The 26181-nt window shown below is 41.8% G+C and carries 29 protein-coding genes and 1 pseudogene; 19 read left to right on the forward strand and 11 right to left on the reverse strand.

Annotation, left to right across the window (positions count from 1 at the left end):
• Positions 1–8: 8 nt before the first annotated feature.
• A complete protein-coding gene (locus O3616_RS04060; RefSeq protein ID WP_371638160.1) occupies positions 9–1280 on the reverse strand; it encodes a replication-associated recombination protein A in 1272 nt (423 codons plus the stop codon).
• 115 nt (positions 1281–1395) lie between these two features.
• On the opposite strand from O3616_RS04060, the gene O3616_RS04065 reads away from it, so the two are divergent.
• The 8 genes and pseudogenes from O3616_RS04065 to O3616_RS04100 all read left to right on the forward strand — a co-directional run bounded on the left by O3616_RS04065 (position 1396) and on the right by O3616_RS04100 (position 9963).
• Entirely contained in the window at positions 1396–1866 is a 471-nt protein-coding gene (locus O3616_RS04065) for a DUF3013 family protein (RefSeq protein WP_049531867.1), read from the forward strand.
• Between the two features lie 9 nt (positions 1867–1875).
• Complete coding sequence (locus O3616_RS04070) at positions 1876–2334, forward strand: NUDIX hydrolase (protein ID WP_371638161.1); 459 nt, start codon at positions 1876–1878, stop codon at positions 2332–2334.
• Entirely contained in the window at positions 2300–2701 is a 402-nt protein-coding gene (locus O3616_RS04075) for a hypothetical protein (RefSeq protein ID WP_371638162.1), read from the forward strand. Before O3616_RS04070 ends, O3616_RS04075 begins: the two co-directional genes overlap by 35 nt.
• Positions 2680–3630, forward strand: a complete 951-nt coding sequence (gene prmA / locus O3616_RS04080) for a 50S ribosomal protein L11 methyltransferase (protein ID WP_125447911.1) — start codon at positions 2680–2682, stop codon at positions 3628–3630. Before O3616_RS04075 ends, prmA begins: the two co-directional genes overlap by 22 nt.
• 1 nt (position 3631) lies before the next feature.
• Positions 3632–4375: a 16S rRNA (uracil(1498)-N(3))-methyltransferase gene (locus O3616_RS04085; RefSeq protein WP_125447912.1), complete on the forward strand. Its 744-nt coding sequence runs from the start codon at positions 3632–3634 to the stop codon at positions 4373–4375.
• 10 nt (positions 4376–4385) lie between these two features.
• Entirely contained in the window at positions 4386–6182 is a 1797-nt protein-coding gene (gene pepF, locus O3616_RS04090) for an oligoendopeptidase F (protein WP_371638164.1), read from the forward strand.
• 2551 nt (positions 6183–8733) lie between these two features.
• Positions 8734–9084 (forward strand): annotated as a pseudogene (locus O3616_RS04095) (hypothetical protein); the annotation flags it as partial.
• Between the two features lie 219 nt (positions 9085–9303).
• Positions 9304–9963, forward strand: a complete 660-nt coding sequence (locus tag O3616_RS04100) for an MIP/aquaporin family protein (RefSeq protein WP_042750611.1) — start codon at positions 9304–9306, stop codon at positions 9961–9963.
• A gap of 217 nt (positions 9964–10180) precedes the next feature.
• Here O3616_RS04100 and queF read toward each other — a convergent pair whose 3' ends face one another.
• From queF to O3616_RS04135, 7 genes are all read right to left on the reverse strand, one after another.
• Positions 10181–10672: a preQ(1) synthase gene (gene queF / locus O3616_RS04105; RefSeq protein ID WP_000082587.1), complete on the reverse strand. Its 492-nt coding sequence runs from the start codon at positions 10670–10672 to the stop codon at positions 10181–10183.
• A gap of 18 nt (positions 10673–10690) precedes the next feature.
• Complete coding sequence (queE, locus tag O3616_RS04110; protein ID WP_371638165.1) at positions 10691–11407, reverse strand: 7-carboxy-7-deazaguanine synthase QueE; 717 nt, start codon at positions 11405–11407, stop codon at positions 10691–10693.
• The gene (gene queD / locus O3616_RS04115; RefSeq protein ID WP_000464573.1) at positions 11400–11843 is read right to left on the reverse strand and encodes a 6-carboxytetrahydropterin synthase QueD; all 444 of its coding nucleotides are present in this window, start codon (positions 11841–11843) and stop codon (positions 11400–11402) included. Before queD ends, queE begins: the two co-directional genes overlap by 8 nt.
• A complete protein-coding gene (gene queC / locus O3616_RS04120; protein ID WP_371638166.1) occupies positions 11843–12496 on the reverse strand; it encodes a 7-cyano-7-deazaguanine synthase QueC in 654 nt (217 codons plus the stop codon). Before queC ends, queD begins: the two co-directional genes overlap by 1 nt.
• Before the next feature lie 201 nt (positions 12497–12697).
• A complete protein-coding gene (trxA, locus tag O3616_RS04125) occupies positions 12698–13012 on the reverse strand; it encodes a thioredoxin (RefSeq protein ID WP_001029581.1) in 315 nt (104 codons plus the stop codon).
• 15 nt (positions 13013–13027) lie between these two features.
• Complete coding sequence (locus O3616_RS04130; protein ID WP_000570256.1) at positions 13028–13249, reverse strand: DUF4649 family protein; 222 nt, start codon at positions 13247–13249, stop codon at positions 13028–13030.
• A 99-nt stretch (positions 13250–13348) separates the two neighbouring features.
• The gene (locus O3616_RS04135; RefSeq protein WP_371638167.1) at positions 13349–13729 is read right to left on the reverse strand and encodes a MarR family winged helix-turn-helix transcriptional regulator; all 381 of its coding nucleotides are present in this window, start codon (positions 13727–13729) and stop codon (positions 13349–13351) included.
• Positions 13730–14011: 282 nt separating this feature from the next.
• Here O3616_RS04135 and O3616_RS04140 point away from each other — a divergent pair, with 282 nt between their 5' ends.
• Complete coding sequence (locus tag O3616_RS04140) at positions 14012–14386, forward strand: CidA/LrgA family protein (protein WP_060805748.1); 375 nt, start codon at positions 14012–14014, stop codon at positions 14384–14386.
• Positions 14383–15078 (forward strand): LrgB family protein, encoded by a 696-nt coding sequence (locus O3616_RS04145; protein ID WP_001288952.1) that lies wholly within the window; start codon positions 14383–14385, stop codon positions 15076–15078. Before O3616_RS04140 ends, O3616_RS04145 begins: the two co-directional genes overlap by 4 nt.
• Before the next feature lie 31 nt (positions 15079–15109).
• Here the strand turns inward: O3616_RS04145 and O3616_RS04150 are convergent, their stop codons facing one another.
• From O3616_RS04150 to O3616_RS04160, 3 genes are read right to left on the reverse strand one after another with little or no spacing between them, the layout of a single operon-like run.
• Entirely contained in the window at positions 15110–15877 is a 768-nt protein-coding gene (locus O3616_RS04150; RefSeq protein ID WP_371638169.1) for a hypothetical protein, read from the reverse strand.
• A gap of 15 nt (positions 15878–15892) precedes the next feature.
• Entirely contained in the window at positions 15893–16588 is a 696-nt protein-coding gene (locus tag O3616_RS04155) for an ABC transporter ATP-binding protein (RefSeq protein ID WP_004256110.1), read from the reverse strand.
• A 4-nt stretch (positions 16589–16592) separates the two neighbouring features.
• Entirely contained in the window at positions 16593–16958 is a 366-nt protein-coding gene (locus O3616_RS04160; protein WP_000119149.1) for a GntR family transcriptional regulator, read from the reverse strand.
• A gap of 139 nt (positions 16959–17097) precedes the next feature.
• Between O3616_RS04160 and nrdR the strand changes: the two genes are divergently transcribed.
• The 9 genes from nrdR (at position 17098) to O3616_RS04205 (ending at position 26181) form a co-directional block, all read left to right on the forward strand.
• On the forward strand, positions 17098–17571 hold the full coding sequence (gene nrdR / locus O3616_RS04165; protein WP_001203672.1) for a transcriptional regulator NrdR: 474 nt from the start codon (positions 17098–17100) through the stop codon (positions 17569–17571).
• A complete protein-coding gene (locus tag O3616_RS04170) occupies positions 17572–18741 on the forward strand; it encodes a DnaD domain protein (protein WP_371638171.1) in 1170 nt (389 codons plus the stop codon).
• Complete coding sequence (gene dnaI / locus O3616_RS04175; protein WP_371638172.1) at positions 18742–19638, forward strand: primosomal protein DnaI; 897 nt, start codon at positions 18742–18744, stop codon at positions 19636–19638.
• Positions 19635–20348: an NADPH-dependent oxidoreductase gene (locus O3616_RS04180; RefSeq protein WP_125447921.1), complete on the forward strand. Its 714-nt coding sequence runs from the start codon at positions 19635–19637 to the stop codon at positions 20346–20348. The genes dnaI and O3616_RS04180 overlap by 4 nt, the downstream gene beginning before the upstream one ends.
• A 13-nt stretch (positions 20349–20361) precedes the next feature.
• Positions 20362–21672, forward strand: a complete 1311-nt coding sequence (gene der / locus O3616_RS04185; protein ID WP_001207696.1) for a ribosome biogenesis GTPase Der — start codon at positions 20362–20364, stop codon at positions 21670–21672.
• Between the two features lie 82 nt (positions 21673–21754).
• Complete coding sequence (locus O3616_RS04190) at positions 21755–22090, forward strand: hypothetical protein (RefSeq protein WP_371638240.1); 336 nt, start codon at positions 21755–21757, stop codon at positions 22088–22090.
• Between the two features lie 32 nt (positions 22091–22122).
• Positions 22123–22410 carry a hypothetical protein gene (locus O3616_RS04195; protein WP_371638174.1) on the forward strand — a complete coding sequence of 96 codons (288 nt, stop codon included), beginning with the start codon at positions 22123–22125 and terminating at the stop codon, positions 22408–22410.
• 145 nt (positions 22411–22555) lie between these two features.
• A complete protein-coding gene (secA, locus tag O3616_RS04200; RefSeq protein WP_125431343.1) occupies positions 22556–25069 on the forward strand; it encodes a preprotein translocase subunit SecA in 2514 nt (837 codons plus the stop codon).
• Between the two features lie 80 nt (positions 25070–25149).
• Complete coding sequence (locus O3616_RS04205; RefSeq protein WP_125852022.1) at positions 25150–26181, forward strand: 3-deoxy-7-phosphoheptulonate synthase; 1032 nt, start codon at positions 25150–25152, stop codon at positions 26179–26181.

The raw sequence follows: 26181 nt of genomic DNA on the forward strand, positions 1-26181 counted from the left end.
AAAGGATTTCAGATTTTTCGCAAACGGTCGATGGCTTCCTTTCTTTGAGCCAAGGCCCGTTCATATTTACCAGTATCTTTTGCTTGGAAATAGTGATGATTACGAATTTTTTCTGGCAGATAGTCTTGCTTGACCCAATTTCCAGGATAGTTGTGTGGATAGAGATAGTCTTGGGCATTTCCAAGTTCCTTGCTTCCGCTGTAGTGCCCATCACGCAGGTGTCGTGGAATGGGCAAATGACCTGATGTTTTGAGGTCAGCAAGTGCCTTATCCATAGCTACATAGGCTGAATTGGATTTTGGAGAAAGGGCCAAATCAATCACGACATTGGCAATGAGAATGCGGGCTTCTGGGAACCCAATCTTCTGGGCAGCATCCAGAGCAGTCACGGTGTGAATCTGGGCTTCAGGATTGGCCAAACCGATATCTTCATAGGCGATAACGGTCAAGCGACGAGCGAGACTAGGCAAATCTCCAGCCTCAATCAAGCGAGCAGCATAGTGGAGACTGGCATCTACATCCGAGCCACGGATAGACTTTTGCAGGGCAGATAGAACATCATAGTGTCCATCTCCATCCTTGTCCATAGTGATGTAGCTTCTCTGAAGACTATTTTCCATGATGTCAAGCGTGATATGGCGGATGCCCTCGTCATTCTCAGGGGTAGAAAGAACCGCCAAGTCCAGTGAGTTGAAGGCAGAGCGCAGGTCTCCGTTTGTAGAGGTCGCGATGAAATCCAGCGCATCCTCATCTAGTTCTACTGGGAAATCAAAACCACGCTCAGGGTTACTTAGAGCTATCTGCAGGGCCTCTTTGACGTCTTGGTTAGACAGAGGTTCCAACTCAAAAATTTGAACACGGCTACGAATGGCAGGAGTGACAGAGAAGAAAGGATTTTCAGTTGTAGCCCCAATCATGATGACTAGTCCACTTTCCAAGAGAGGCAAGAGGAAGTCTTGCTTGGTTTTATCTAGTCTATGAATCTCGTCTAGTAATAGGACGAGACCACCAGAGAATTTAGCCTCTTCCGCAATTTCTTGCAATCGCTTTTTACTATCAACTGTAGCATTGAAAGTTCGAAAGGCATACTTAGTAGTCCCAGCGATGGCCGAGGCAATGCTGGTCTTGCCGATTCCCGGAGGTCCATAGAGAATCATGGAGGACAGGCGGTTGGCCTCCACCATACGGCGGATAATTTTTCCAGGTCCAACCAGATGCTCCTGACCAATGACCTGGTCGATGGTTTTAGGGCGCATGCGAAGCGCGAGATTGTCTGGCATAGCAGTCCTTTCTAACGTGGATTTTCTGATGTATATGTGGTAAGATGGTAGTATCTATTTTAGCATATTTCCGAGCAATCGGGGCGATTTAAGAGTCGCATAGAAAGAGGACAAAATGGCAACATATGGATTTTTAGATGTTTTAGAGGAAGAGTTGGAGAAGAATTTTCCCTTTGACTTTGAGATTAGTTGGGACAAGCGCAACCACGCGGTTGAAGTGAGTTTTCTATTGGAAGCGCAAAATGCTGCAGGTGTGGAGATGGTGGATGAGGATGGGGAGGTGTCATCAGACGACATTCTCTTTGAAGAAGCAGTGCTTTTTTACAATCCTGCCAAATCAACAGTCAATGCAGAAGACTATTTGACGGTCATTCCTTACCTACCTAAAAAAGGATTTTCTCGTGAATTTTTAGCTTATTTTGCGCTATTCCTTAAAGATACTGCCGAGGTTGGACTAGATGCCCTCATGGATTTTTTGGAAGACCCAGAAGCAGAAGAATTTGTCATGGAATGGAACCAAGAAGTCTTTGAAGAAGGAAAAGTCGGCTTGGAAGAGGGAGAATTTTATCCTTATCCGAGATACTAGGAGTTTGACATGGAAATAGAAATTTCTGATTTCACAGGCTGTAAGATTGCTTTGTTTTGTGGGGATAAGCTCTTGACTATCTTACGCGATGATAAGGCAAGCATTCCCTGGCCCAATATGTGGGAACTGCCCGGTGGTGGACGTGAAGGCGATGAAAGTCCTTTTGAGTGTGTAGCGCGTGAAGTTTATGAAGAACTGGGAATTCATCTAACTGAAGATTGTCTGCTTTGGAGTAAGGTTTACCCAAGTATGCTTTTTGAGGGGAAGAAATCCGTTTTTTTAGTTGGAAAGTTGGCTCAGGAACAGTTTGATAGTATCATCTTTGGCGACGAAGGACAGGGTTATCAGCTCATGAATGTGGAGGAGTTTCTTAGTTCCAGTCAAGTTGTACCTCAGTTACAAGATAGAGTGAGAAATTATTTGGAGGAAAAGAATGATTTTTGCGATTGCAACAACCACGTTGAATAAAGAAGTTAAGCGTAAGCTAGAAACTGGACAATATTCTAGAGAGGAAGCTACATTCATTTATATAGAATATTTAAAGTTAAAGAAGATAAGAGAAAGAGGTATGAAAGTAGCTGGGATTTCTACGGCTGTTATTTGGGTATTAATGCTTGTTATACCCTTACTAAGTGGTGAAGGTCTCGTACTGCCCCTTTCAGTACATTTTTTATTTTTGCTACTGCTTTCAGGAATTGTTCTATTTGTTTATTATCTTATGTTTGGTATTTTTAAACAGCAGATTCATAGCGCAATGAAAGAACACTATACAGATGTGATTGAAGAATTTAAGAAGAATAAGGAAAATACAAAATGGAAACATGGCAAGAATTAAAAGTTACAGTGAAGCGTGAGGGAGAGGAGCTGGTCTCCAATCTCTTGATTGAGCTAGGAGCGCAAGGTGTTGCGATTGAAGACAGCATGGACTATGTGGGAAATGTTGACCGCTTTGGCGAGATTTTCCCAGAGGTCGAGCAACAAGAAGAAATCGTTGTGACCGCCTACTACCCTGAAACGGTTGATGTAGCAGTGGTTGAGGCGGACTTGCAGGCCCGCTTAGCAGAATTGACAGATTTTATGGATTTGGGAGAGGTCAAAATGGGGACGACTGCCTTGGCTGAGGAAGACTGGGCAGACAACTGGAAGAAATACTATGAACCAGCTCGTATCACTCATGATTTGACCATCGTTCCCTCTTGGACAGACTATGAGGCGACTGCTGGGGAAAAGATTATCAAGCTAGATCCTGGTATGGCCTTCGGGACAGGAACCCACCCAACTACCAAGATGAGCCTTTTTGCCTTGGAACAGGTTCTTCGTGGTGGGGAAACAGTGCTAGATGTGGGGACTGGATCAGGGGTTCTTTCCATTGCTAGCTCGCTACTTGGTGCCAAGGAAATTTTCGCCTATGACCTAGATGATGTGGCAGTTCGGGTCGCTCGGGAAAATATTGAGCTCAACCCTGGTATGGAAAACATCCATGTAGCGGCAGGAGACTTGCTCAAAGGTGTTGAGATTGAGGCAGATGTCATCGTGGCTAATATCTTGGCGGATATCCTCATTCATCTGACGGATGATGCTTATCGTTTGGTCAAAGATGAAGGTTACCTCATCATGAGTGGCATTATCAAGGATAAGTGGAACATGGTGCGCGAGTCGGCTGAGTCAGCTGGATTTTTCCTTGAAACCCATATGATTCAAGGGGAATGGAATGCCTGCGTTTTCAAGAAGACAAAGGATATTTCAGGTGTGATTGGAGGCTAGCATGCAGCAGTATTTTGTCAAAGGTAGTGCAATCTCTCCTATTATCATTGAGGATATGGAAACTAGCAAGCATATGTTTCAGGTTATGCGCTTGAAGGAAAATGATGAGGTTACCTTAGTTTTTGATGATGGCATCAAGCGCTTGGCGCGCGTGTTGGATGTGGAATCTCGTCAGTTTGAATTGGTCCAAGAATTAGCTGACAATGTGGAACTGCCCGTCCAAGTGACCATCGCATCTGGATTTCCCAAGGGAGACAAGCTGGAGTTCATCGCTCAAAAAGTAACAGAACTGGGTGCCAGTCAAATCTGGGCCTTTCCTGCTGCTTGGTCCGTTGCCAAGTGGGATGGCAAGAAGTTGGGTAAAAAGGTTGAAAAACTAGAAAAAATCGCCCTTGGAGCAGCCGAGCAAAGCAAGCGTAATATTGTCCCAAGTATCCAGCTTTTCGAGAAAAAATCAGACTTTCTAGCTCAACTTGACCAATTTGACCGAATCGTAGTGGCTTATGAAGAGTCGGCAAAAGAAGGAGAATCCGCTGCGCTTTTACAAGCAGTCGCTGGTCTTGAAAAAGGAGCAAAACTGCTCTTTATCTTTGGTCCAGAAGGTGGCCTGTCACCTGCAGAAATTGAGAGTTTCGAAACTAAGGGAGCAGTCTTAGCAGGACTTGGTCCTCGTATTTTGCGAGCAGAAACAGCACCACTTTACGCTTTATCAGCCCTTAGTGTTTTATTAGAATTAGAGAAATAAGAGGAAGAAAATGGAACAAAAACACCGTTCAGAATTTCCAGAGAAGGAACTTTGGGATTTAACAGCCCTATACCAAGACCGTGAGGATTTCTTACGTGCAATCGAGAAAGCTCGCGAAGACATCAACCAATTTAGCCGTGATTACAAGGGCAATCTTCATACTTTTGAGGATTTTGAGAAGGCCTTTGAGGAATTGGAACAAATTTACATTCAGATGAGCCATATTGGTAACTATGGCTTTATGCCTCAGACGACAGACTATAGCAATGAAGAATTTGCCAACATTGCCCAAGCTGGGATGGAATTTGAAACAGATGCTAGCGTAGCCTTGACCTTCTTTGACGATGCCCTGGTGGCAGCAGACGAGGAAGTCTTGGATCGTTTGGGTAAATTGCCACATTTAACAGCTGCCATTCGTCAGGCCAAAATCAAAAAAGCCCACTATCTTGGAGCAGATGTGGAGAAGGCCTTGACCAATCTCGGTGAAGTTTTCTACAGTCCGCAGGATATTTACACTAAGATGCGAGCTGGGGATTTTGAAATGGCTGACTTTGAAGCCCATGGCAAGACCTACAAAAACAGCTTTGTGACTTATGAGAACTTCTACCAAAACCATGAGGATGCTGAGGTTCGTGAGAAATCTTTCCGTTCCTTCTCAGAAGGTCTTCGTAAGCACCAAAATACGGCTGCAGCAGCCTATCTAGCCCAAGTCAAGTCTGAAAAACTACTGGCAGATATGAAGGGCTACGACTCAGTCTTTGATTATCTTCTAGCTGAGCAAGAAGTGGACCGTGCTATGTTTGATCGTCAGATTGACCTCATCATGAAGGATTTTGCGCCCGTTGCTCAGAGATATCTCAAGCATGTTGCCAAGGTAAATGGTCTTGAAAAGATGACCTTTGCAGACTGGAAATTGGACTTGGACAGCGCCCTGAATCCTCAAGTGACCATTGACGACGCCTATGATTTGGTCATGAAGTCAGTAGAACCTTTGGGACAAGAATATTGTCAGGAAGTTGCTCGCTATCAAGAAGAGCGCTGGGTGGACTTTGCTGCCAATAGTGGCAAGGATTCTGGTGGCTATGCAGCGGACCCATATCGTGTGCATCCTTATGTTCTCATGAGCTGGACAGGTCGTTTGAGTGATGTCTATACTTTGATTCATGAAATCGGGCATTCTGGTCAATTCATTTTCTCAGACAATCACCAAAGCTACTTCAACGCCCACATGTCGACCTACTATGTCGAAGCGCCTTCGACCTTCAATGAATTGCTCCTCAGTGACTACTTGGAGCACCAATCTGACGACCCACGTCAAAAACGCTTCGCTCTGGCTCACCGTTTGACAGATACCTACTTCCATAATTTCATCACCCACCTCTTGGAAGCAGCCTTCCAGCGTAAGGTTTATACATTGATTGAAGAAGGGGAGACCTTTGGAGCAAGTAAACTTAACAGCATTATGAAGGAAGTTTTGACCGATTTCTGGGGAGATGCCATTGAAATCGATGATGATGCAGCTTTGACTTGGATGCGTCAAGTTCACTATTATATGGGCTTGTATAGCTACACCTACTCAGCAGGACTAGTCATCTCGACTGCAGGTTACCTCCATCTGAAACATTCAGAAACTGGAGCTGAAGATTGGCTCAATCTCCTCAAATCAGGAGGTAGCAAGACACCACTTGAGTCAGCTATGATTATCGGTGCTGATATTTCAACAGACAAACCACTCCGTGATACCATCCAGTTCTTATCAGATACAGTTGACCAGATTATCTCCTACAGCGCCCAGTTGGGAGAGTAAGGGGAATAGAAAGGTTGTTCTAGAATGATGTTTATGAGTTTGTTAAGCGTCATTCTATTTAGCTTAACTATAGCTATTTTCAAAAATGTCGTTGAAGGTCGTGATGTTAAATTTGAACTTGCTATAGAACTAGTATTGATAGTTAATTACTTCATTTTCTATCAGATTGTATTTAATTGAGAGAGCAAGCTATAAAGAAAATTGAATCTATTTATGGCTAGAGAAGATTATTTGTAAAATATAAATAATATGATTTGTATAGATAAGGTAAATATTTTAAAGAAAGGGTGATTTTATGAAAAAGGAACAAGTGTTGATTGGTTTGGGCGTTGCAACTGCAATGGTAACTGCTTTTAATGGTCATGCACAAGCTGATGAGGTTGTAAATAAACATTCGACTAAGTCAACTGTTAACCAATCAGAAACTAAAAAGGATGCTGACGTTTCAGAATCTGATGTAAAAAATGCGGAAATAAAACTGAATCAAACAATTGAGGAAGAAAAAAATGCTCAGAAGCTTGTTGATAAAATGCAACAAGAGTATACATCTACTGTGACAAATAAGAACAAAGCTGATGATGCTTTGAAACAAGCACAAAAATTTGCTAAACAAGCTAGTCCTGAAAAAATTAAAAATGTAGAAAAGGATCTTGTAGCCAAACAAGTAACTGTCAAGAAAACTGAAGATAGGTTGGCAGGGGCAAAACAAGATGAGAAACAAGCCCAAGCAAGTGTTGAAAAACAAGAAACAGTTGTTAATAAGGTAAAAACTCAAGTTGCTCAGAGAGCAGTTGATGTAAAAAAAGCACAAAATAAAGTAACAGAAGCAGAGAAAGCTTTTGATTGGAATACACTACGCGAGATTCAACAAGCAACTGAGAAATTGGATGCGAAAGTGAAAGCCAACCAAAATAAAGTAAGTTCTTTAGCGAGTTCAGTATCAAAAACAGAGCAAGAACGAAAAGCGCTTATAGAAAGAGGAAATAAGACACGTTCTACTCTTGAAAAGAATTTAAAATCTGCTGGGGATGAGTTCCATACAGTAACGGTTTCTCATGAGATTAAATCAAATTCTGTTAGTGAAAGTGAGTCTAAGACTCCTCCACTTGATGAAAAAACTTTCGTAGGAAGAGATGGTAAGACCAATTATGTTGCTGCGAACGAAGATGTGAATTTTAGTGGTGAAAGAACAGAAACAATTGTTGTAAAATCTAAGGATGATATCCATACTCCTCATGTGGTTGATTATAAGAAAGTTTCTGAATACGTTCGTAACTACTTAATCGAGTTGCGGAGAATAAATGGCATTGATATTCCAGTGCCACCTGTGACTGAAAAGGCTTTGAAATATGGAAAAGCTAGGGCAGATGAAATGGTGGCAAATGATAAACTGTCACATGATACAAAACTAAAAAATCAAGATTTTGGTTTTAAGGATGCAACAGAAAATGCTACAGCTGGTTCAGTTCCAGAAAAGAGTCGATTGAGTGAAAAAGAACTTGCTTATAAAGAGCTTCTATCTTACTTTAATGATTATAGTAATGCATCATTATATGGCGCATCAACTCCGAAAGAAGCAAATACTTTTAACTATGGCCATAGAATTCCCTTGCTTGCTGCATCAGGAACTGGATTTGCTCTTGGAGCATCGTCAAGTAAAAAAACAACTTTTGGAAATTATGGTGTAATGACTTTTATTAGTGAAGCGAAAGGTGTTTATGATACATTACCAACAGTGATTAGCCCATCTGAAAAAAGAAGCTATGTTTATAACGGTAAGACCTATTATTATAATCCAAGCAGTTCATATTTTTTAGCCAGAGCAGAAAATAAAGATGGTGATCCAGACCATAGTGAATTTTATTTTAACGGTAAACGTGTAAAATTTTTACCGAAGACAACTTTCCGTTATGTTTGGAATGAAAACACACATCCTAAAAATCCAGCTTATATAAAAGCTAAAGAGGCTCTGGATAGTTTCAATCGAAAACAAAAAAACGAAGAAACTTTAATGAGGGATAAAATTTCATCGCTAAACAAAAATCTTACAATTGCTAAAACAACATTGAATACAGATCAAAAAAATCTGGATAAAACTAAAAAACGTCTTGCAGACTTAACAAAACAAAATCAGTCCAAGTTAAACGTTTTAAAATCTGCTAAATCTGAGTTGAGCAAACAACAAACAAAGTTAAATCTTGCTAAATCTGAACTTTCGAAGCAAGAATCTGAACTAAATCGATTGAAAGCAATCAAAAATAATAAATCTCATGCTAGTAAGAATGAGGAACAGTCATTAGTCAATGCTAAAAATGATTTGTTGAAGGCGAAACAACATGTCCTTGCTCTCAAAAATGCTCCAAGAAAACTCGAGGAAGCTAAAAAAAGTTTGATGATCTCTAAACAGAAGCTTGAGGAATCTAAAAAAGCACTTGAAAATGCAAATGCTAAACTAAACAATGCAAAAGTTAAAAAGGAAGCTGCTAAGAAAGAATACATCAAAGTATCTGAAGCATTAAAAGTAAGACTTGCTTCCAAAGGAAGTTGGATTCAATCATCTGGTCGTTGGTGGTATAGACATAACAATGGTTCCTATACATCCAATGGATGGGAACTAATTAATGGAAAATGGTATCATTTTGATCGCTCGGGCTGGATGCAGACTGGATGGGTTCAATCAGGTAGTTCGTGGTATTATCTCAGTGGTTCAGGGGATATGCAAACAGGATGGGTCAAATCAAGTGGCTCATGGTACTATTTGAATAACTCAGGCTCTATGCAAACAGGATGGTTCGCTGTTTCAGGGAAATGGTATTATGCTTACAGTTCTGGTGCTTTAGCAGTCAATACAACTACACCTGATGGATATCATGTCAATTACAATGGGGAATGGATTAAATAGAGAGTTCTGTGCTTTTTAAAAAGATTAATATAAACTCCTATTTTATTCAGTATAGTATAACCATCAAATATAGAGATTTACAACTAATTGCAATACATTAAAAATATACAATTTTTGAAAACAGTATTGCAACTGATACGAAATTTCCAATCAATTTTCTTGAAACCCTTTCCCTCTTTTGATAGACTAGTATCTAGTTTTGAAAAAAGGAGAAAGAGAATGAAAAAATTTGTCGCTGAGTTAATCGGTACGTTCATGCTTGTGTTCATCGGAACAGGAGCCGTTGTTTTTGGAAATGGCCTTGGTCACCTAGGGATTGCCTTTGCCTTTGGTCTGGCAATCGTGGTTGCAGCTTTCTCAATCGGAACTGTTTCAGGGGCTCACTTGAACCCAGCTGTTTCGATTGCTATGTTTGTAAACAAACGCTTGTCATCAAAAGACCTTGTCAACTACATCCTTGGACAAGTTGTTGGAGCCTTCATCGCTTCTGGCGCGGTATTCTTCCTCTTGGCTAACTCAGGTATGTCAACTGCAAGTCTTGGTGAAAATGCCTTGGCAAACGGTGTCACTGTCTTTGGTGGATTCTTGTTTGAAGTCATCGCAACTTTCTTGTTTGTCTTGGTTATCATGACTGTGACATCAGCAAGCAAGGGCAATGGTGCGATTGCTGGTTTGGTAATTGGTTTGTCATTGATGGCGATGATTCTTGTAGGATTGAACATCACTGGACTTTCAGTAAACCCAGCTCGTAGCTTGGCACCAGCTGTCTTGGTAGGTGGCGCAGCCCTTCAACAAGTTTGGATTTTCATCCTTGCGCCAATCGTTGGTGGAGTTCTTGCAGCTCTTGTTGCGAAAAACTTCCTTGGAACAGAAGAATAATTGAAACTCAAAAAGCCTTGCTCCTCATCTCGAGGAACAGGGCTTTTTCGTATGATACTCTTCGAAAATCTCTTTAAACCACGTCAGCTTCCATCTGCAACCTCAAAACAGTATTTTGAGCTGACTTCGTCAGTTTCATCTGCAACCTCAAAGCAGTGCTTTGAGCAACTTGCGGCTAGCTTCCTAGTTTGCTATTTGATTTTCATTGAGTATGAGTTTAACGGTTGTCAATTTTCTCTGGATAAAGGTCGTGTTGGAAGAGGCGTTGTTCTGCCAAGCCTTCATACTTAGTTCCAGGCTTACCGTAGTTGTAGTAGGGGTCGATTGAAATGCCACCGCGCGGAGTGAATTTTCCCCAGACTTCCAAATAGCGAGGGTCTAGCAAGTTGACCAAGTCTTTCCCGATGGTATTGATACAGTTTTCGTGGAAATCTCCGTGGTTTCGGTAGCTAAAGAGGTAGAGTTTGAGGGATTTTGACTCAACACAGAGCTTGTCAGGAATGTAGGAAATATAGATGGTTGCAAAGTCTGGCTGAGCAGTGATTGGGCAAAGTGAGGTAAATTCAGGACAGTTAAATTTGATGAAATAGTCATTTTCCACATGACGATTGTCAAAGGATTCCAGGACTTCTGGTTGATATTCGAAAATGTAGTTGGTTTCTTTGTTGCCTAGTAGGCTTAGGTTTTTCATTTCTTCTTGTTGTGACATGATTTTTTCTTTCTAATTTTAAACACCACGTTTGTTATCGTAGAGGAGGGTATGGAGTTGAGGAAGGACGCGGACATTGCCCCAGCTATCGTCAGCAGCGATGCGTTCCCAGAGTTCTTTGAGACGGTCCAGTTGGTCTTGGACAATATTGCCTGTGGCCTTGGGCTCAGGATTTCCTGCTGATAAGAAGAGAACATCTGGTTGGTAGCGTTCTTGTATGCCTCTGGCAAAGGCCAAATCTGCATCGTCAAAGACAGGGATTTTAAAGGTGACCTTGTCTGGATCAAGTTGGGAAACGATAAAGTCCAGGGTCTCAAAGTTGACTTCCATCTTGGATGAAGGAGGTTTGGGACTGAGAGTGACCTGGTCGATGTCTTTTAACCAATTTTGCCAGCGGGAGCCTTGGGTCTCAACAGCAAGAGTGACACCACGTTCCTTGAGTTTGGTGACCAGTTGAGCCATATTGGCAGCTAGGATAGCAGGATTTCCCCCAGATAGGGTGACGTAGTCATAGCTTCCTAGTTTATCTAACTCAGCGATTACTTCATCAGCTGTCATGCGAGTTGGTTTTTCAGAGCCATCCCATGTAAAGGCAGAATCACACCAGTCGCAGTGGTAGTCGCAACCTGCAGTACGGACAAACATGGTTTTTTGCCCAATTGCACGGCCTTCACCTTGAAAGGTTGGTCCAAAAATTTCCAGAACTGGTAGTTTGAGGACACGTTCCCTAGTCATCTAACCACTCCCGTCTAAACTCTGCAAAGGCAGTCGGAGTCTCATAGAGGCGAACGTATTCCAAACGGAGACCGCGCTCGTCTGGCAACTCTTGGTTCATGGTTTGGAAAATCCAGTAAACCATATTTTCAGCAGTAGTGTTCATATAGGGCAGGGTTTCATTGAGATAGCGATGATCCAAGTGAGGCTCTAAGTAGTTCTTGTAGATCGCTTTGATATCTCCGAAATCGTAGGTCATGCCACGTTCATCTAAAAATCCACTGACAGCAATCTGCAGATGATAGGTGTGGCCGTGCAGGGATTTACATTTTCCCTCATAGTGAAAGAGGTGGTGGGCAGCATCAAAAGTAAATTCTTTTGATACCAAGGTTCTGTGAGGATTGTAGACAAGAGACTCCCCAGTTTCCTGTTTGATTTCTTTGGGTGCAAAAAACATTAGTCCTCTCCTTTCTGTGAGAGATAAACATCTAGACCATGCTGACGTAGATGGCAGGCTGGGCAATTTCCGCAGCCACTTCCAATAATCCCGTTGTAGCAGGTTAAGGTCTTTTCACGGACATAGTCAAAGGCACCGAGTTGGTCGGCTAATTCCCAAGTTTCAGCCTTGTCTAACCACATGAGAGGTGTTTGGATAACAAAGTCGTAATCCATAGCAAGGTTGAGGGTAACATTAAGGGATTTGACAAAGACATCTCGACAATCGGGGTAGCCTGAGAAGTCTGTCTCGCAGACACCTGTTACGATATCTTTAATCCCTCGTTGCTTAGCAAGAACTGCCGCAAAGGATAGAAAGAGGTGGTTGCGACCGTCAACAAAGGTATTGGGAACCTCCCCCTCTTTTTGCTCAATCTCTAGATCAGAAGTCAGGGCATTTTCAGTGATTTGCCCCAGCAGAGACATATCTAGGATGTGATGACGAATGCCCTGTTCCTCAGCGATTTCTCTAGCGACTTGAATTTCGAGATGATGGCGTTGGCCGTAGGCAAAGGTAACGGCTTCGACCGTTTCATAGTGTTCTTTAGCCCAAAAGAGGCAAGTTGTAGAATCTTGACCGCCACTAAAGACGACCAAGGCTGATTGACGTTTCATAGTACTCCTTCCGAAATGGGAAATGTTCAGAGCACGCAAAAAGCTCCCTTGAGGGAGCTAAAAAATACCAAGTAGAGGTTTTTTTTAGCGATGGCATGTCCCAAACATCGTAATATTCTACCTACAGTCTAGCATATTTTTTGAAAAATGGCAAAGGGCAAGAAAAAAGAGACCAAAGAAAGTACTTGGTCTCTAATGTGATTAGCTCAATTCAGCAACGATGGCCTTGATTTGTTCTGCTGTGTGAACACCAGCAACTTGTTTCACAACTTGGCCGTCTTTTTTGAAGAGAAGGGTTGGGATAGACATGATTCCAAAAGCACGAGCTGTGTTTGGATTTTCATCAACGTCCATTTTAACGATTTTCAAAACATCTTCTGAAAGTTCTTCAGACAATTTATCCAAGATTGGACCTTGCATACGACATGGACCACACCAAGTTGCCCAGAAGTCTACCAAGACCAAACCGTCTTTTGTTTCTTGTTCGAATGTTGCATCTGTAATTGCTTTTGCCATTGTATTTCTCCTTTTTTAGTTATATTGGCTTAAATCTTGTTTCATGAGATAGAAGAAGACGTCTCCATAAGTCCCATGGTAGTCCAAATCATGACCGTTGTAAGTTAATTTTTGGACAGGGTAGTAGTCTGCGACGCCGATAAGGCAAGCTTGTTGTGAACGATCAAAGTCTTCATAAGATTCGAAAGTCACAGTTCTTTCGTTCTTACTGGCATCTAGATAGGTAATTTCAATCATTTTAAAAACTCCTTTGTTTAATGATGACTTTATTTTACTCCTTGTAAAAGAGAATGTCAAGAAAAATGATTGCGCACGCAACTTTTTTCTAAAATCATCTTAAATCAAGAGATCCAAACCAGTTTCCAAGCTTTCTTCGACAGCCTTTTGTAGTGTGGCCAGTGTCTTTTGCCCATCACCTGTCAGGCAGATAAAGCTAGAGCGCCTATCTTGATCACAACACCTGCGACTAAGTAGACCGCAATTTTTGGCTTCCAAGCGAGCCACCATCCGAGAAACAGCGCTCGGGCTCAGATGAAGTTTATCTGGCAGGTCAATCTGGCGTAGAGATTTTTCTTGAGCCAAGTCCAGATAGTAGAGGAGGTAGAACTCTTTCAAGGTCAGACTTTGCTCGCTCTGCTGGGCAATTGTCTCTTCCAAGAGACTTTCAATTTCTTTCTGACGCCGATTGAAGTCAAACCATTTTTCCAAGTAGGTCATAGTATCTCCTTTCTTTTTAGAGTTATAAATAGAAGAAAGTCCATTCACGGACAGTCTCTGTATCACAAGATGATTGCGCATGCAATAATTATACTACTTTTCAAGAATGCTGGCAAGAAGGACGCAGGCATCTTTTATCCTAAATTACACTGTTTTCACAAGTCAAGAATTGTTTGTATCCCCTTTCCATTTCTAATTTTCATCATCCCTTGTGCATTTCCTTGAAATTTTCTGAAAAAAGAGTAAACTGGTATGCAAGAAGTCTATTTCGTGGAGTTTAGGATGAAATTATATGTTCAATTAATGATTCTCTTTGTGATTTCTCTAATCGGAGAGGGGATCTCTAGTTTCTTTCATTTGCCCATCCCAGGCAGTATTATCGGTTTGATTATTCTCTTTCTAGCCTTACAATTCAAGTGGCTGAGAACTAGGCATGTCAATATGGTGGGGAATTTCTTGCTGGCCAATATGACCATTCTCTTTTTGCCACCAGCAGTGGGAATCATGGAGAAGTTTGATGTGATTGCTCCTTATCTCTTGCCCATTGTTTTGATTGTCTTTTTTGCAGCTGTTATCAATATTATCATTATTGCCTTGGTAGTTCAGTTTATCAAGAGACGGTTTGAGGGAGATTATGAGAAAGGAGATGCCAAATGAGTGAATTTGTTTCCAATCCCCTGTTTGGGCTTGCCCTGTCTATCCTAGCTTATCTAGTGGGAATGCTGATTTACAGACGTTTTCCCCATCCATTGACAACGCCCTTGCTTTTGTCAGCTGTTTTCATTATCATCTTTCTAAAAGTGACGGGTATTTCTTACCAAGATTACTACCAAGGTGGGGTTTATCTGAACAACTTGATTGTCCCATCGACCGTGGCTCTAGGGATTCCGCTTTATAAGAGTTTTCACTTGATGAAGCACCATGCTCGGAGTATTCTCTTTGGTAGTTTGCTGGCGGTAGTGGTCAATACCTCTTTCACAGCCCTTGTGGCAAAGATTTTTGGCATGGACTTTTTCCTAGCAATTTCTCTCTTTCCTAAGTCAGTAACAACCGCTATGGCAGTGGGAATCACAGAAAAATTGCAAGGTTTGACGACCGTGACCTTGGTGGTTGTAGTGGCGACTGGGATTTTAACCAGTGTTATCGGACCAACCCTTTTGAAGTGGTTGAAAATTGACGACCCAGTAGCTGTTGGTCTTTCCCTTGGAGGAACAGGCCATGCAGTCGGAACGGGAACAGCCTTTCGATACGGCTCTGTAGCAGGAGCTATGGGTGGCTTGGCTATCGGTGTTACCGGTATTCTCTATGTCTTTGTCAGCCCTATCGTAGCCAGTTTGATATTGAGTTAAATCAAAACCCAGCTTTTTAGCTGGGCATTTTTTATTGCAAATTAACCTTATTTTTCAAAATGTGATAAGTTCCTAGATAGTAGATGGCTATAAGAATAACTTCTTCCAGAATAGTCATGATAATACCCATCTGGAACTGATCAGCTCCTCCTGTGGTTGATGGGAAGTAGAAACCAGGGTTAGAACGATAGAAGAGTTCAATAAAACCAACGACGATTTGGATACCAATGTAGGCTACAATTGACAGTGCGGTACGGTATTCATTGAAAAGCTGTCCAATGGAAATAGCCAAGTAGATGCAGAGGATTCCAGAAATAGTATTTAGTAGAAAGGATACTCCCATAAGAGAGAGTTGAGGAAGGTGTGTTTCTATAAATGGAATCAAGTCAGAAGTTGCAAACCAATCTGGAGCCGTAAGGGTCAGAACAATGAAAGCACTGATTGCTAGTACAGTAGTGCTGACAATAGACCAGATAAAGGCACCGACTAGTTTAGCTGTGATGATATAGTGCTCAGATACTGGCAAGGTCAAAGTCAGATAACCTTGTCGGTCATAGACACTACCTTTGAAGCGTTTAATGATTAAGAAAATGGTTGAAATCCCCAGTGTAATCATCAGCCCCCCAAAGACAGTAGATAGAAAAAGTAGCATAGTAAGTTGACTTTCTTTGACAGGTAGATTGTTATAGGTCTGTGCTTGTATCCCGATAAGGGCAGAAAGGACTAGCACAGCAGCGTAGAGGGCTAAATACCACTTGTTAACATTTTTAAATTCATAGCGAACTAAATTCCAAAACATAATAATCTCCTTTGCTTAGGCCTTAAATTCCTGACGGAAGAGTTGGTCAATGGATTCACCTGACTCATAGCGAATATCATCTACATTACCTTGACGGACGACTTTTCCATCCTTAAGGAAGACAATTTCATCCAAGATTGGCTCGATATCAGAAATCAAGTGGGTAGAAATCAAAACGGTAGAAGTTGGTGAGTAGTTATTGATAATGGTATTGAGGATATAATCACGGGCTGCTGGATCCACTCCACCAATAGGTTCGTCCAGAACATAGAGACGAGCATCACGGCTCATAACCAAAATCAGTTGTACCTTTTCCTTGTTTCCTTTTGATAGTTTTTTGAGACGACTATTTTCATCAATGCCCAGGTCTGCAAGTAGATGATGGGCGCGTTCAAGATTGAAATCTTTATAGAAGGTCTTAAAGTAGGTTAGGGCTTCCTTGACCTTCATTTGCTCATTTAGATAGGTCGTATCCGGCAAATAAGCTACGATAGCCTTGGTTGCTGGGCTTGGGTCCATGTCGTTGATGAGGACACGTCCTTGATCTGGTTGTAAGAGGCCATTGATTAGTTTAATCAGGGTTGTTTTTCCTGAACCGTTTGGCCCAAGGAGACCAACAATTTTTCCAGCTGGAATGTCAAGAGAAACATTTTCAAGGGCTGGGGTTGCTCCATAAGATTTGGATACATTTTCAAATGCTAGTAATGACATAGGCTTAAACTCCTTTAATATAATCGCCAACTACGCCTGGTAGTTCTTCTTTTTCATAGCCAAAATGGGTCATGGAGGAAACGAAGTGTTCCAATTCTTCTTCTGATAATTGTTTGCGCGATTGGGCGATCAGCTCTTTATCTTCAGTCACAAATCGTCCAGTTGTGCGCTTGCTGTAGACAAATCCTTCTCGTTCGAGGTCTGACAAGGCTCTTTGGATGGTGTTTGGATTGACACCCGCCTCGCTAGCCAGCTCTCGCACAGTTGGAAGTTGTTGATTGGGTTCCAGTGTATGGGAAACAATTTGAAGCTTGATTTTCTCCATAATCTGTAAATAGATGGGTTTTTTGTTGTCAAATGTCCAGGACATCTTGGTCTCCTTTCTTTTATCTCTTTGTCTTAATTAAATAATACAACAAAACAAAAAACTTGTCAAGCAAAAAGAAGAATTGTTTTGGGAATCGTTTAAAAAATGGTATAATGAAAAGAAAACGATAAGGAGGGAAAGGATGCGTTGTCCAAAATGTGGGGCTACCAAGTCAAGTGTTATCGATAGTCGCCAAGCAGAAGAAGGGAACACTATTCGTAGAAGACGTGAGTGCGACGAATGCCAGCACCGTTTTACAACCTACGAACGAGTAGAAGAAAGAACCTTAGTGGTTGTTAAAAAAGATGGCACACGGGAACAATTCTCCAGAGATAAAATCTTTAATGGAATTATCCGTTCAGCCCAGAAACGTCCTGTGTCAAGTGATGAAATCAACATGGTAGTCAATCGTATCGAACAGAAACTCCGTGGTCGAAATGAAAATGAAATTCAAAGTGAGGACATTGGTTCACTCGTCATGGAGGAGTTGGCTGAGTTAGATGAGATTACCTATGTACGTTTTGCCAGTGTCTATCGTAGTTTTAAGGATGTGAGTGAGCTAGAGAGCCTGCTCCAACAAATCACCCAGTCCTCTAAAAAGAAAAAGGAAAGATAAATGAAGCCAATTGACCGTTTTTCTTATCTAAAGAATAATCGGGTGTCGCAAGATACCTCATCTCTGGTACAGTGCTACCTCCCGATTATCGGTCAGGAGGCGCTGAGCCTTTATCTTTATACCATTAGTTTTTGGGATAATGGTATAAAGGAATATCTTTTTTCAGGCATTCTCAACCATCTTAACTTTGGAATGGATAGATTGATAAAATCCTTGAAAATCCTATCTGCTTTTAATCTTTTAACCCTCTATCAAAAGGGGGATGTTTATCAGTTAGCCCTCCATGCTCCTCTTTCAAGTCAAGATTTCTTGGAGCATCCTGTTTATCGTAGACTTTTAGAGAAAAAGATTGGTGATGCAGCTGTGGAGGATTTGAAAGTTGAGAGTGCTGAGGGAGAAGAAATACCTGTCTCACTCAATCAAGTCTTTCCAGACTTGGCAGAACTGGGAAGTCAAGAAGACCTTGATCTCAAGAAGAAAGTGGCCAACGATTTTGACTTGGACCATTTTCGTCAGCTGATGGCTCGAGATGGGCTTCGCTTTGCGGATGAGCAGTCCGATGTCTTAAACCTCTTTGCCATCGCCGAGGAGAAGAAATGGACTTGGTTTGAGACCTATCAATTGGCCAAGTCAACAGCTGTTTCCCAGGTTATTTCAACCAAACGAATGCGGGAAAAAATCGCTCAAAAACCTGTTTCCTCTGACTTTAGTCCTAAGGAAACGACCATTATCAAAGAAGCCAAAAGTAAAACTGCCCTGCAGTTCTTGGCAGAAATCAAGCAAACACGCAAGGGAACCATTACCCAAACAGAAAGAGAACTCTTGCAACAGATGGCTGGCTTGGGCTTGCTGGACGAAGTTATTAATATCATTCTCTTATTGACCTTTAATAAGGTGGATTCGGCAAACATCAATGAGAAATATGCCATGAAGGTGGCCAATGACTATGCCTATCAAAAGATTCATTCGGCAGAAGAGGCAGTCTTACGCATCCGTGAGCGTGGGCAAAAGAATCAGGCTCAAAAAAGCAGTAAACCCAATCCTACCAAGTCCAATGTACCCAAGTGGAGCAATCCAGATTATAAGAATGAAACCAGCGAGGAAACTCGTCTGGAACTAGAACGTAAGAAACAAGAACTATTAGCTCGATTAGAAAAAGGAGGAGATTAGATGGAAAGTGTCGGAGACGTACTCAAACGTCAACCTAGCCGTCTTCATTATCAAGATTTGGTCCAGAAAATCATGAAGGACCCTGATGTTGCGGCCTTTATCCAGCAAAAATCCCTTACTCCAGAGGAATTGAATCGCAGTATCTCCAAGTTTAATCAGTATATTACAGAGCGTGACAAGTTTCTCCGTGGGGATACGGATTATATTGCCAAAGGCTACAAGCCTATTTTGGTTATGAATCATGGCTATGCGGATGTTTCTTATGAAGAAACTCCTGAACTAATCGCGGCTGAAAAAGAAGCGGCTATTAAGAACCGTCTCAAGTTAATCAATCTGCCAGCCAGTTTTAAGAAAGCTAGTTTGGCTCAAGTAGATTTGGATGATTTGGGGCGCTTACCAGTTTTTGAAAAGCTATTAGCCTTCGTGGAGCAATATCCAACTATTCGAAAAGGTCTTTACTTGTATGGAGACTTTGGTGTGGGTAAAAGTTTCATGGTGGCTGCCCTAGCCCATGATTTATCAGAAAAACGTGGTGTTTCATCAACTCTCCTCCACTATCCTAGCTTTGTCATCGATGTCAAAAATGCTATCGGTGATGGCAATGTGAAGACCTTGGTAGATGAGATTAAACTGTCTGAAGTCCTGATTTTAGATGATATTGGTGCCGAGCAATCAACAGCTTGGGTGCGGGATGAAATCCTACAAGTCATTCTCCAATATCGGATGCAGGAAAATTTACCGACCTTTTTCACATCCAACTTCAACTTTGAAGAATTGGAGCAGCATTTCGCTAAAGGGAAACATGGAAATGACGAAACCTGGGAAGCCAGACGCGTCATGGAACGCATCCGTTATTTGGCTGAGGAGACTCGTTTAGAAGGAGTAAACCGTCGATGACAGAAACGATTAAACTGATGAAAGCTCATAAGTCTGTTCGAAGATTTAAAGAGCAAGCCCTTCCTCAGGAAGACTTGACTGAAATCCTGACAGCAGCCCAAATGGCCTCGTCTTGGAAGAATTTCCAATCCTACTCTGTGATTGTGGTACGAAGTCAAGAAAAGAAAGAGACTTTATATGAATTGGTGCCTCAAGAAGCCATTCGCCAGTCAGCTGTTTTCCTTCTCTTTGTCGGAGATTTGAACCGAGCGGAAAAGGGAGCCCGACTTCATACAGACTCATTCCAACCCCAAGGTGTGGAAGGTCTCTTGATTAGTTCAGTCGATGCGGCTCTTGCTGGTCAAAATGCCCTGCTGGCAGCTGAAAGCTTGGGCTATGGTGGTGTCATTATCGGTTTAGTCCGATACAAGTCAGAAGAAGTGGCAGAGCTTTTTAACTTGCCTGACTACACCTATCCTGTCTTTGGGATGGCGCTAGGTGTGCCAAATCAACATCATGATGTGAAACCAAGACTGCCATTAGAGAATGTTGTCTTTGAGGAAGAATACCGAGAACAGTCAACTAATGCAATCGAAGCTTATGACCGTGTACAGGCTGACTATGCTGGGGCGCGTGCGACCACAAGCTGGAGTCAGCGTCTAGCAGAACAGTTTGGTCAAGCAGAACCAAGCTCAACTAGAAAAAATCTTGAACAGAAGAAGTTATTGTAGAAAGTGAGAAATTATGGCCCTACCAACTATTGCCATTGTAGGACGTCCCAATGTTGGGAAATCAACCCTATTTAATCGGATCGCTGGTGAGCGAATCTCCATTGTAGAAGATGTCGAAGGAGTGACACGTGACCGTATCTATGCAACGGGTGAGTGGCTTAATCGTTCGTTTAGCATGATTGATACAGGAGGAATCGATGATGTCGATGCTCCTTTCATGGAACAAATCAAGCACCAGGCAGAAATTGCCATGGAAGAAGCCGATGTTATCGTCTTTGTCGTGTCTGGTAAGGAAGGAATTACTGATGCAGACGAATACGTAGCCCGTAAGCTTTATAAGACCCACAAACCAGTTATCCTCGCAGTTAACAAGGTGGACAACCCTGAAATGAGAAATGATATCTATGATTTCTATGCCCTCGGTTTGGGTGAACCACTGCCTATCTCATCTGTCCATGGTATCGGTACAGGGGATGTGCTAGATGCCATCGTAGAAAATCTTCCAAACGAATATGAAGAAGAAAATCCAGATGTCATTAAGTTTAGCTTGATTGGTCGTCCTAACGTCGGAAAATCAAGCTTGATCAATGCTATCTTGGGAGAAGATCGTGTTATTGCCAGTCCAGTTGCTGGAACAACGCGTGACGCCATTGATACCCACTTTACAGATACAGATGGTCAAGAGTTTACCATGATTGATACGGCTGGTATGCGTAAGTCTGGTAAGGTTTATGAAAATACCGAGAAATATTCTGTCATGCGTGCCATGCGTGCTATTGACCGGTCAGATGTGGTCTTGATGGTCATCAATGCGGAAGAGGGTATTCGTGAATACGATAAGCGTATCGCAGGATTTGCCCATGAAGCTGGTAAAGGAATGATTATCGTGGTCAACAAATGGGATACACTTGAAAAAGACAACCACACTATGAAAAACTGGGAAGAAGATATTCGTGAGCAGTTCCAATACCTGCCTTACGCACCGATTATCTTTGTATCCGCTTTGACCAAGCAACGTCTCCACAAACTTCCTGAGATGATTAAGCAAATCAGTGAAAGTCAAAACACACGTATCCCATCAGCTGTCTTGAACGATGTTATCATGGATGCTATTGCGATTAACCCAACACCGACAGACAAAGGAAAACGTCTCAAGATTTTCTATGCGACTCAAGTGGCAACCAAACCACCAACCTTTGTTATCTTTGTAAACGAAGAAGAACTCATGCACTTTTCTTACCTGCGTTTCTTGGAAAATCAAATCCGCAAGGCCTTTGTCTTTGAGGGAACTCCGATTCATCTCATCGCAAGAAAACGTAAATAAAAAAGTAGAATCTGGAATGACATTTCCAGATTTTTTTGATAGAATGAAGTTGAAGAAAACGCTATCAAAAGAGGTGCCGCTGATGGAACATTTGTTTAAATTCTTACTTTTAGCACCGTACTTTTATTTTGATAACTGGATTGAAAAGGCCAACAGAAATAGTAAATTTTTCCCGATTTTTTACTATTTTTACTGGGTTTACATCCCCCTCTATTCTCTTTTTAGCCTTGCTTGGACAGTTGTTTCAGTTCTGTTTTTCAATATCGTCTTGAGAAATGTGACAGATATCAAGTTTTGGGTCATTTGGTTTCTTTTTATTCTGGTAGCTATTGGTCTGAATTGGTTAACTTATTCCTGTTTCAAAAAAATGTTTCGCTTGAGACGGGAACTAGGGAAGTCTAAATGTGGAAGGCATTGATTTATATGGTTTTTGTTGATAGGAGGTAGCTTATGGCACATCTAAAATCATTTATTACACGCTATTCCAAGATTTATATTGGGTTAGTTCTGTTGATCTGGATTGCTTTCTTCTTTCTTCCTTGGGGCAGTCCGATTCTGGGGATAACGATTGACATCTTCGTTATGCAGAAAATCTTGCTAGTTTTTGGAATTCTGTCCATTTTGATGGCCTTGCTGTCCAAGAGAGTCAGTCTCTTTGTTTTTGGACTTATCTGCTGTCTTTCTCTTTGGATTAATCTATTTATCTTATTTGCTCTTTTGCCAATTTTTGGCAATTAAAGTATCATAAAAGTCAGAGAGGTTAGCTTGGAAACTAGCCTCTTTTTCCTTTTCAAAATAGGGATTCTTCCTTGAAAATAATCAGTAATTGTGCTAAAATTAAAAGAACATTCTAAAATATTCGGAATTTAAAGTAAGGAAAAACATGGCTAATATTTTAAAAACAATTATCGAAAATGATAAAGGAGAAATCCGTCGTCTGGAAAAGATGGCTGACAAGGTTTTCAAATACGAAGACCAAATGGCTGCTTTGACAGATGACCAACTAAAAGCAAAAACAGTTGAATTTAAAGAACGTTATCAAAATGGAGAATCACTGGATTCATTGCTTTATGAAGCATTTGCGGTTGTCCGTGAAGGTGCTAAACGTGTCCTAGGTCTCTTCCCTTATAAGGTTCAGGTCATGGGTGGAATCGTTCTTCACCATGGTGACGTGCCAGAGATGCGTACAGGGGAAGGGAAAACCTTGACTGCGACCATGCCCGTATACCTCAATGCCCTTTCAGGCAAAGGGGTTCATGTAGTTACGGTCAATGAATACCTATCAGAACGTGACGCGACTGAAATGGGTGAATTGTACTCATGGCTTGGTTTGTCAGTAGGGATTAACTTGGCTGCCAAATCTCCAATGGAGAAAAAAGAAGCCTATGAGTGTGATATTACCTACTCAACCAACTCAGAAATCGGATTTGACTACCTTCGTGATAACATGGTCGTTCGCGCTGAAAACATGGTACAACGTCCGCTCAACTATGCCTTGGTCGATGAGGTTGACTCAATCTTGATTGACGAGGCCCGTACACCTTTGATCGTATCAGGTGCTAACGCTGTTGAAACCAGTCAGTTGTATCACATGGCAGACCACTATGTAAAATCTTTGGACAAAGACGACTATATCATCGATGTGCAGTCTAAGACTATTGGTTTGTCTGATTCAGGGATTGACAAGGCGGAAAGCTACTTCAAACTTGAAAATCTCTATGACATTGAAAACGTAGCTCTGACTCACTTTATCGATAACGCCCTTCGTGCCAACTACATCATGCTTCTCGATATTGACTATGTGGTGAGCGAAGAGCAAGAAATCTTGATTGTCGACCAATTTACAGGTCGTACCATGGAAGGTCGTCGTTATTCTGATGGATTGCACCAAGCTATTGAAGCTAAAGAAGGTGTGCCGATCCAGGATGAAACTAAGACATCTGCCTCAATCACTTACCAAAACCTTTTCCGTATGTACAAGAAATTGTCTGGTATGACGGGTACAGGTAAGACTGAGGAAGAAGAATTCCGTGAAATCTACAACATTCGTGTTATTCCAATCCCAACAAACCGTCCTGTTCAACGTATTGACCATCCAGACCTACTTTTTGCTAGCATTGAAGCTAAGTTTAAAGCAGTTGTCGAAGACGTTAAGGCTCGTTACCAAAAGGGTCAACCTGTCTTGGTTGGTACAGTAGCGGTTGAAACTAGTGACTATATTTCTAAGAAATTGGTTGCAGCTGGCGTTCCTCACGAAGTCTTGAATGCCAAAAACCACTATAAAGAAGCCCAAATCATCATGAATGCTGGTCAACGTGGTGCTGTTACCATCGCAACCAACATGGCCGGTCGTGGTACTGACATCAAGCTTGGTGAAGGGGTTCGCGAATTGGGTGGACTTTGTGTGATTGGTACAGAACGCCATGAAAGCCGTCGTATCGATAACCAGCTTCGTGGACGTTCAGGTCGTCAAGGAGATCCAGGTGAGTCACAATTCTACCTATCTCTTGAAGATGATTTGATGAAACGTTTTGGTTCTGAGCGTCTGAAAGGTGTCTTCGAACGTCTCAATATGTCTGATGAAGCCATTGAGTCTCGTATGTTGACACGTCAGGTTGAAGCAGCGCAAAAACGTGTCGAAGGAAATAACTACGATACCCGTAAACAAGTCCTTCAATACGATGACGTCATGCGTGAACAACGTGAGATTATCTACGCTCAACGTTACGATGTTATCACTGCAGACCGTGACTTGGCACCTGAAATTCAGGCTATGATCAAACGCACGATTGGTCGTGTCGTTGATGGTCATGCGCGTGCCAAACAAGATGAAAAACTAGAAGCAATTTTGAACTTTGCTAAGTACAACTTGCTTCCAGAAGATTCTATTACGATGGAAGACTTGTCAGGCTTGTCTGATAAGGCCATCAAGGAAGAGCTTTTCCAACGTGCCTTGAAGGTTTACGATAGTCAGGTTTCAAAACTACGCGATGAAGAAGCAGTTAAAGAATTCCAAAAAGTCTTGATTCTACGAGTGGTGGATAACAAGTGGACAGATCATATCGATGCCCTCGATCAATTGCGTAATGCGGTTGGACTTCGTGGCTATGCTCAGAACAACCCTGTTGTTGAGTATCAGGCAGAAGGCTTCCGTATGTTTAATGACATGATTGGTTCGATTGAGTTTGATGTGACACGCTTGATGATGAAAGCACAAATTCATGAACAAGAAAGACCACAAGCAGAACACCATATCAGTACAACAGCGACTCGTAATATCGCTGCCCACCAAGCAAATATGCCTGAAAATCTGGATTTGAGCCAGATTGGACGCAATGAACTTTGCCCATGTGGTTCTGGTAAGAAGTTTAAAAACTGTCACGGTAAAAGACAATAAAATGAGATAGTTTAGAGGCGGATACCTTGTGAAAAGTAAATTTTTACTTGGTATCCGTTTGCTTTATAAGGAGATGAGTTATGGTATTTACAGCAAAAAGTCCTAAAATTAATATTGAAGAAGTTCGTGCCTTATCAAAATTGGAAGGTCAAGCTTTGGAGAGAAAATCTCAGCGCGATCAAGAGCTAGAAGCCATTATACGTGGAGAAGACCAGCGGATTCTATTGGTAATCGGGCCATGCTCATCTGACAATGAAGAAGCTGTTCTTGAATACGCTAGGCGTTTGTCAGTCCTACAAGAAGAAGTAGCAGACCGTATCTTTATGGTTATGCGTGTTTACACTGCCAAACCCCGTACCAACGGAGATGGTTACAAGGGATTGATTCACCAGCCTAACACGGCAGAAGCGCCTAGTCTCATCAACGGAATCAAAGCCGTTCGACATCTTCATTATCGTGTCATCACTGAAACAGGTATGACGACAGCTGATGAAATGCTTTATCCTGAAAATCTTCCGCTTGTGGATGATTTGATTTCTTACATGGCGGTTGGTGCTCGTTCAGTTGAAGACCAGCAACACCGCTTTGTGGCCAGTGGAGCAGATTTTGCGACTGGTTTTAAAAATCCGACCTCTGGAAATCTCAATGTCATGTTTAATGGGATTTATGCTGCTCAAAACAAACAAAGTTTTCTTTTCCTAGGGAAAGAAGTGGAAACAACTGGGAACTCGCTTTCCCATGCCATTCTTCGTGGAGCGACCAATGAGTATGGTAAGAATATTCCCAACTACTACTATGATAATTTGATGGATACCATTGCCCAATATGAGAAAATGGGCTTGGAAAATCCCTTTATCATTGTGGACACCAATCATGACAACTCTGGCAAGCAATATATGGACCAGATTCGAATTGTCCGCCAGACCTTAATCAATCGTGATTGGAATGAAAAAATCAAGCAGTACGTTCGTGGCTTTATGATTGAGTCTTATCTAGAAGACGGCCGTCAAAACGAACCAGAAGTATTTGGCAAGTCTATCACGGACCCTTGTCTTGGCTGGGAAAATACGGAAGCCCTTGTCAGAGAAATCTACCAAACGCTAGGAGAATAA

The organism is Streptococcus sp. 27098_8_86 (genome assembly GCF_041432595.1).
GTDB lineage: Bacteria > Bacillota > Bacilli > Lactobacillales > Streptococcaceae > Streptococcus > Streptococcus pneumoniae_F.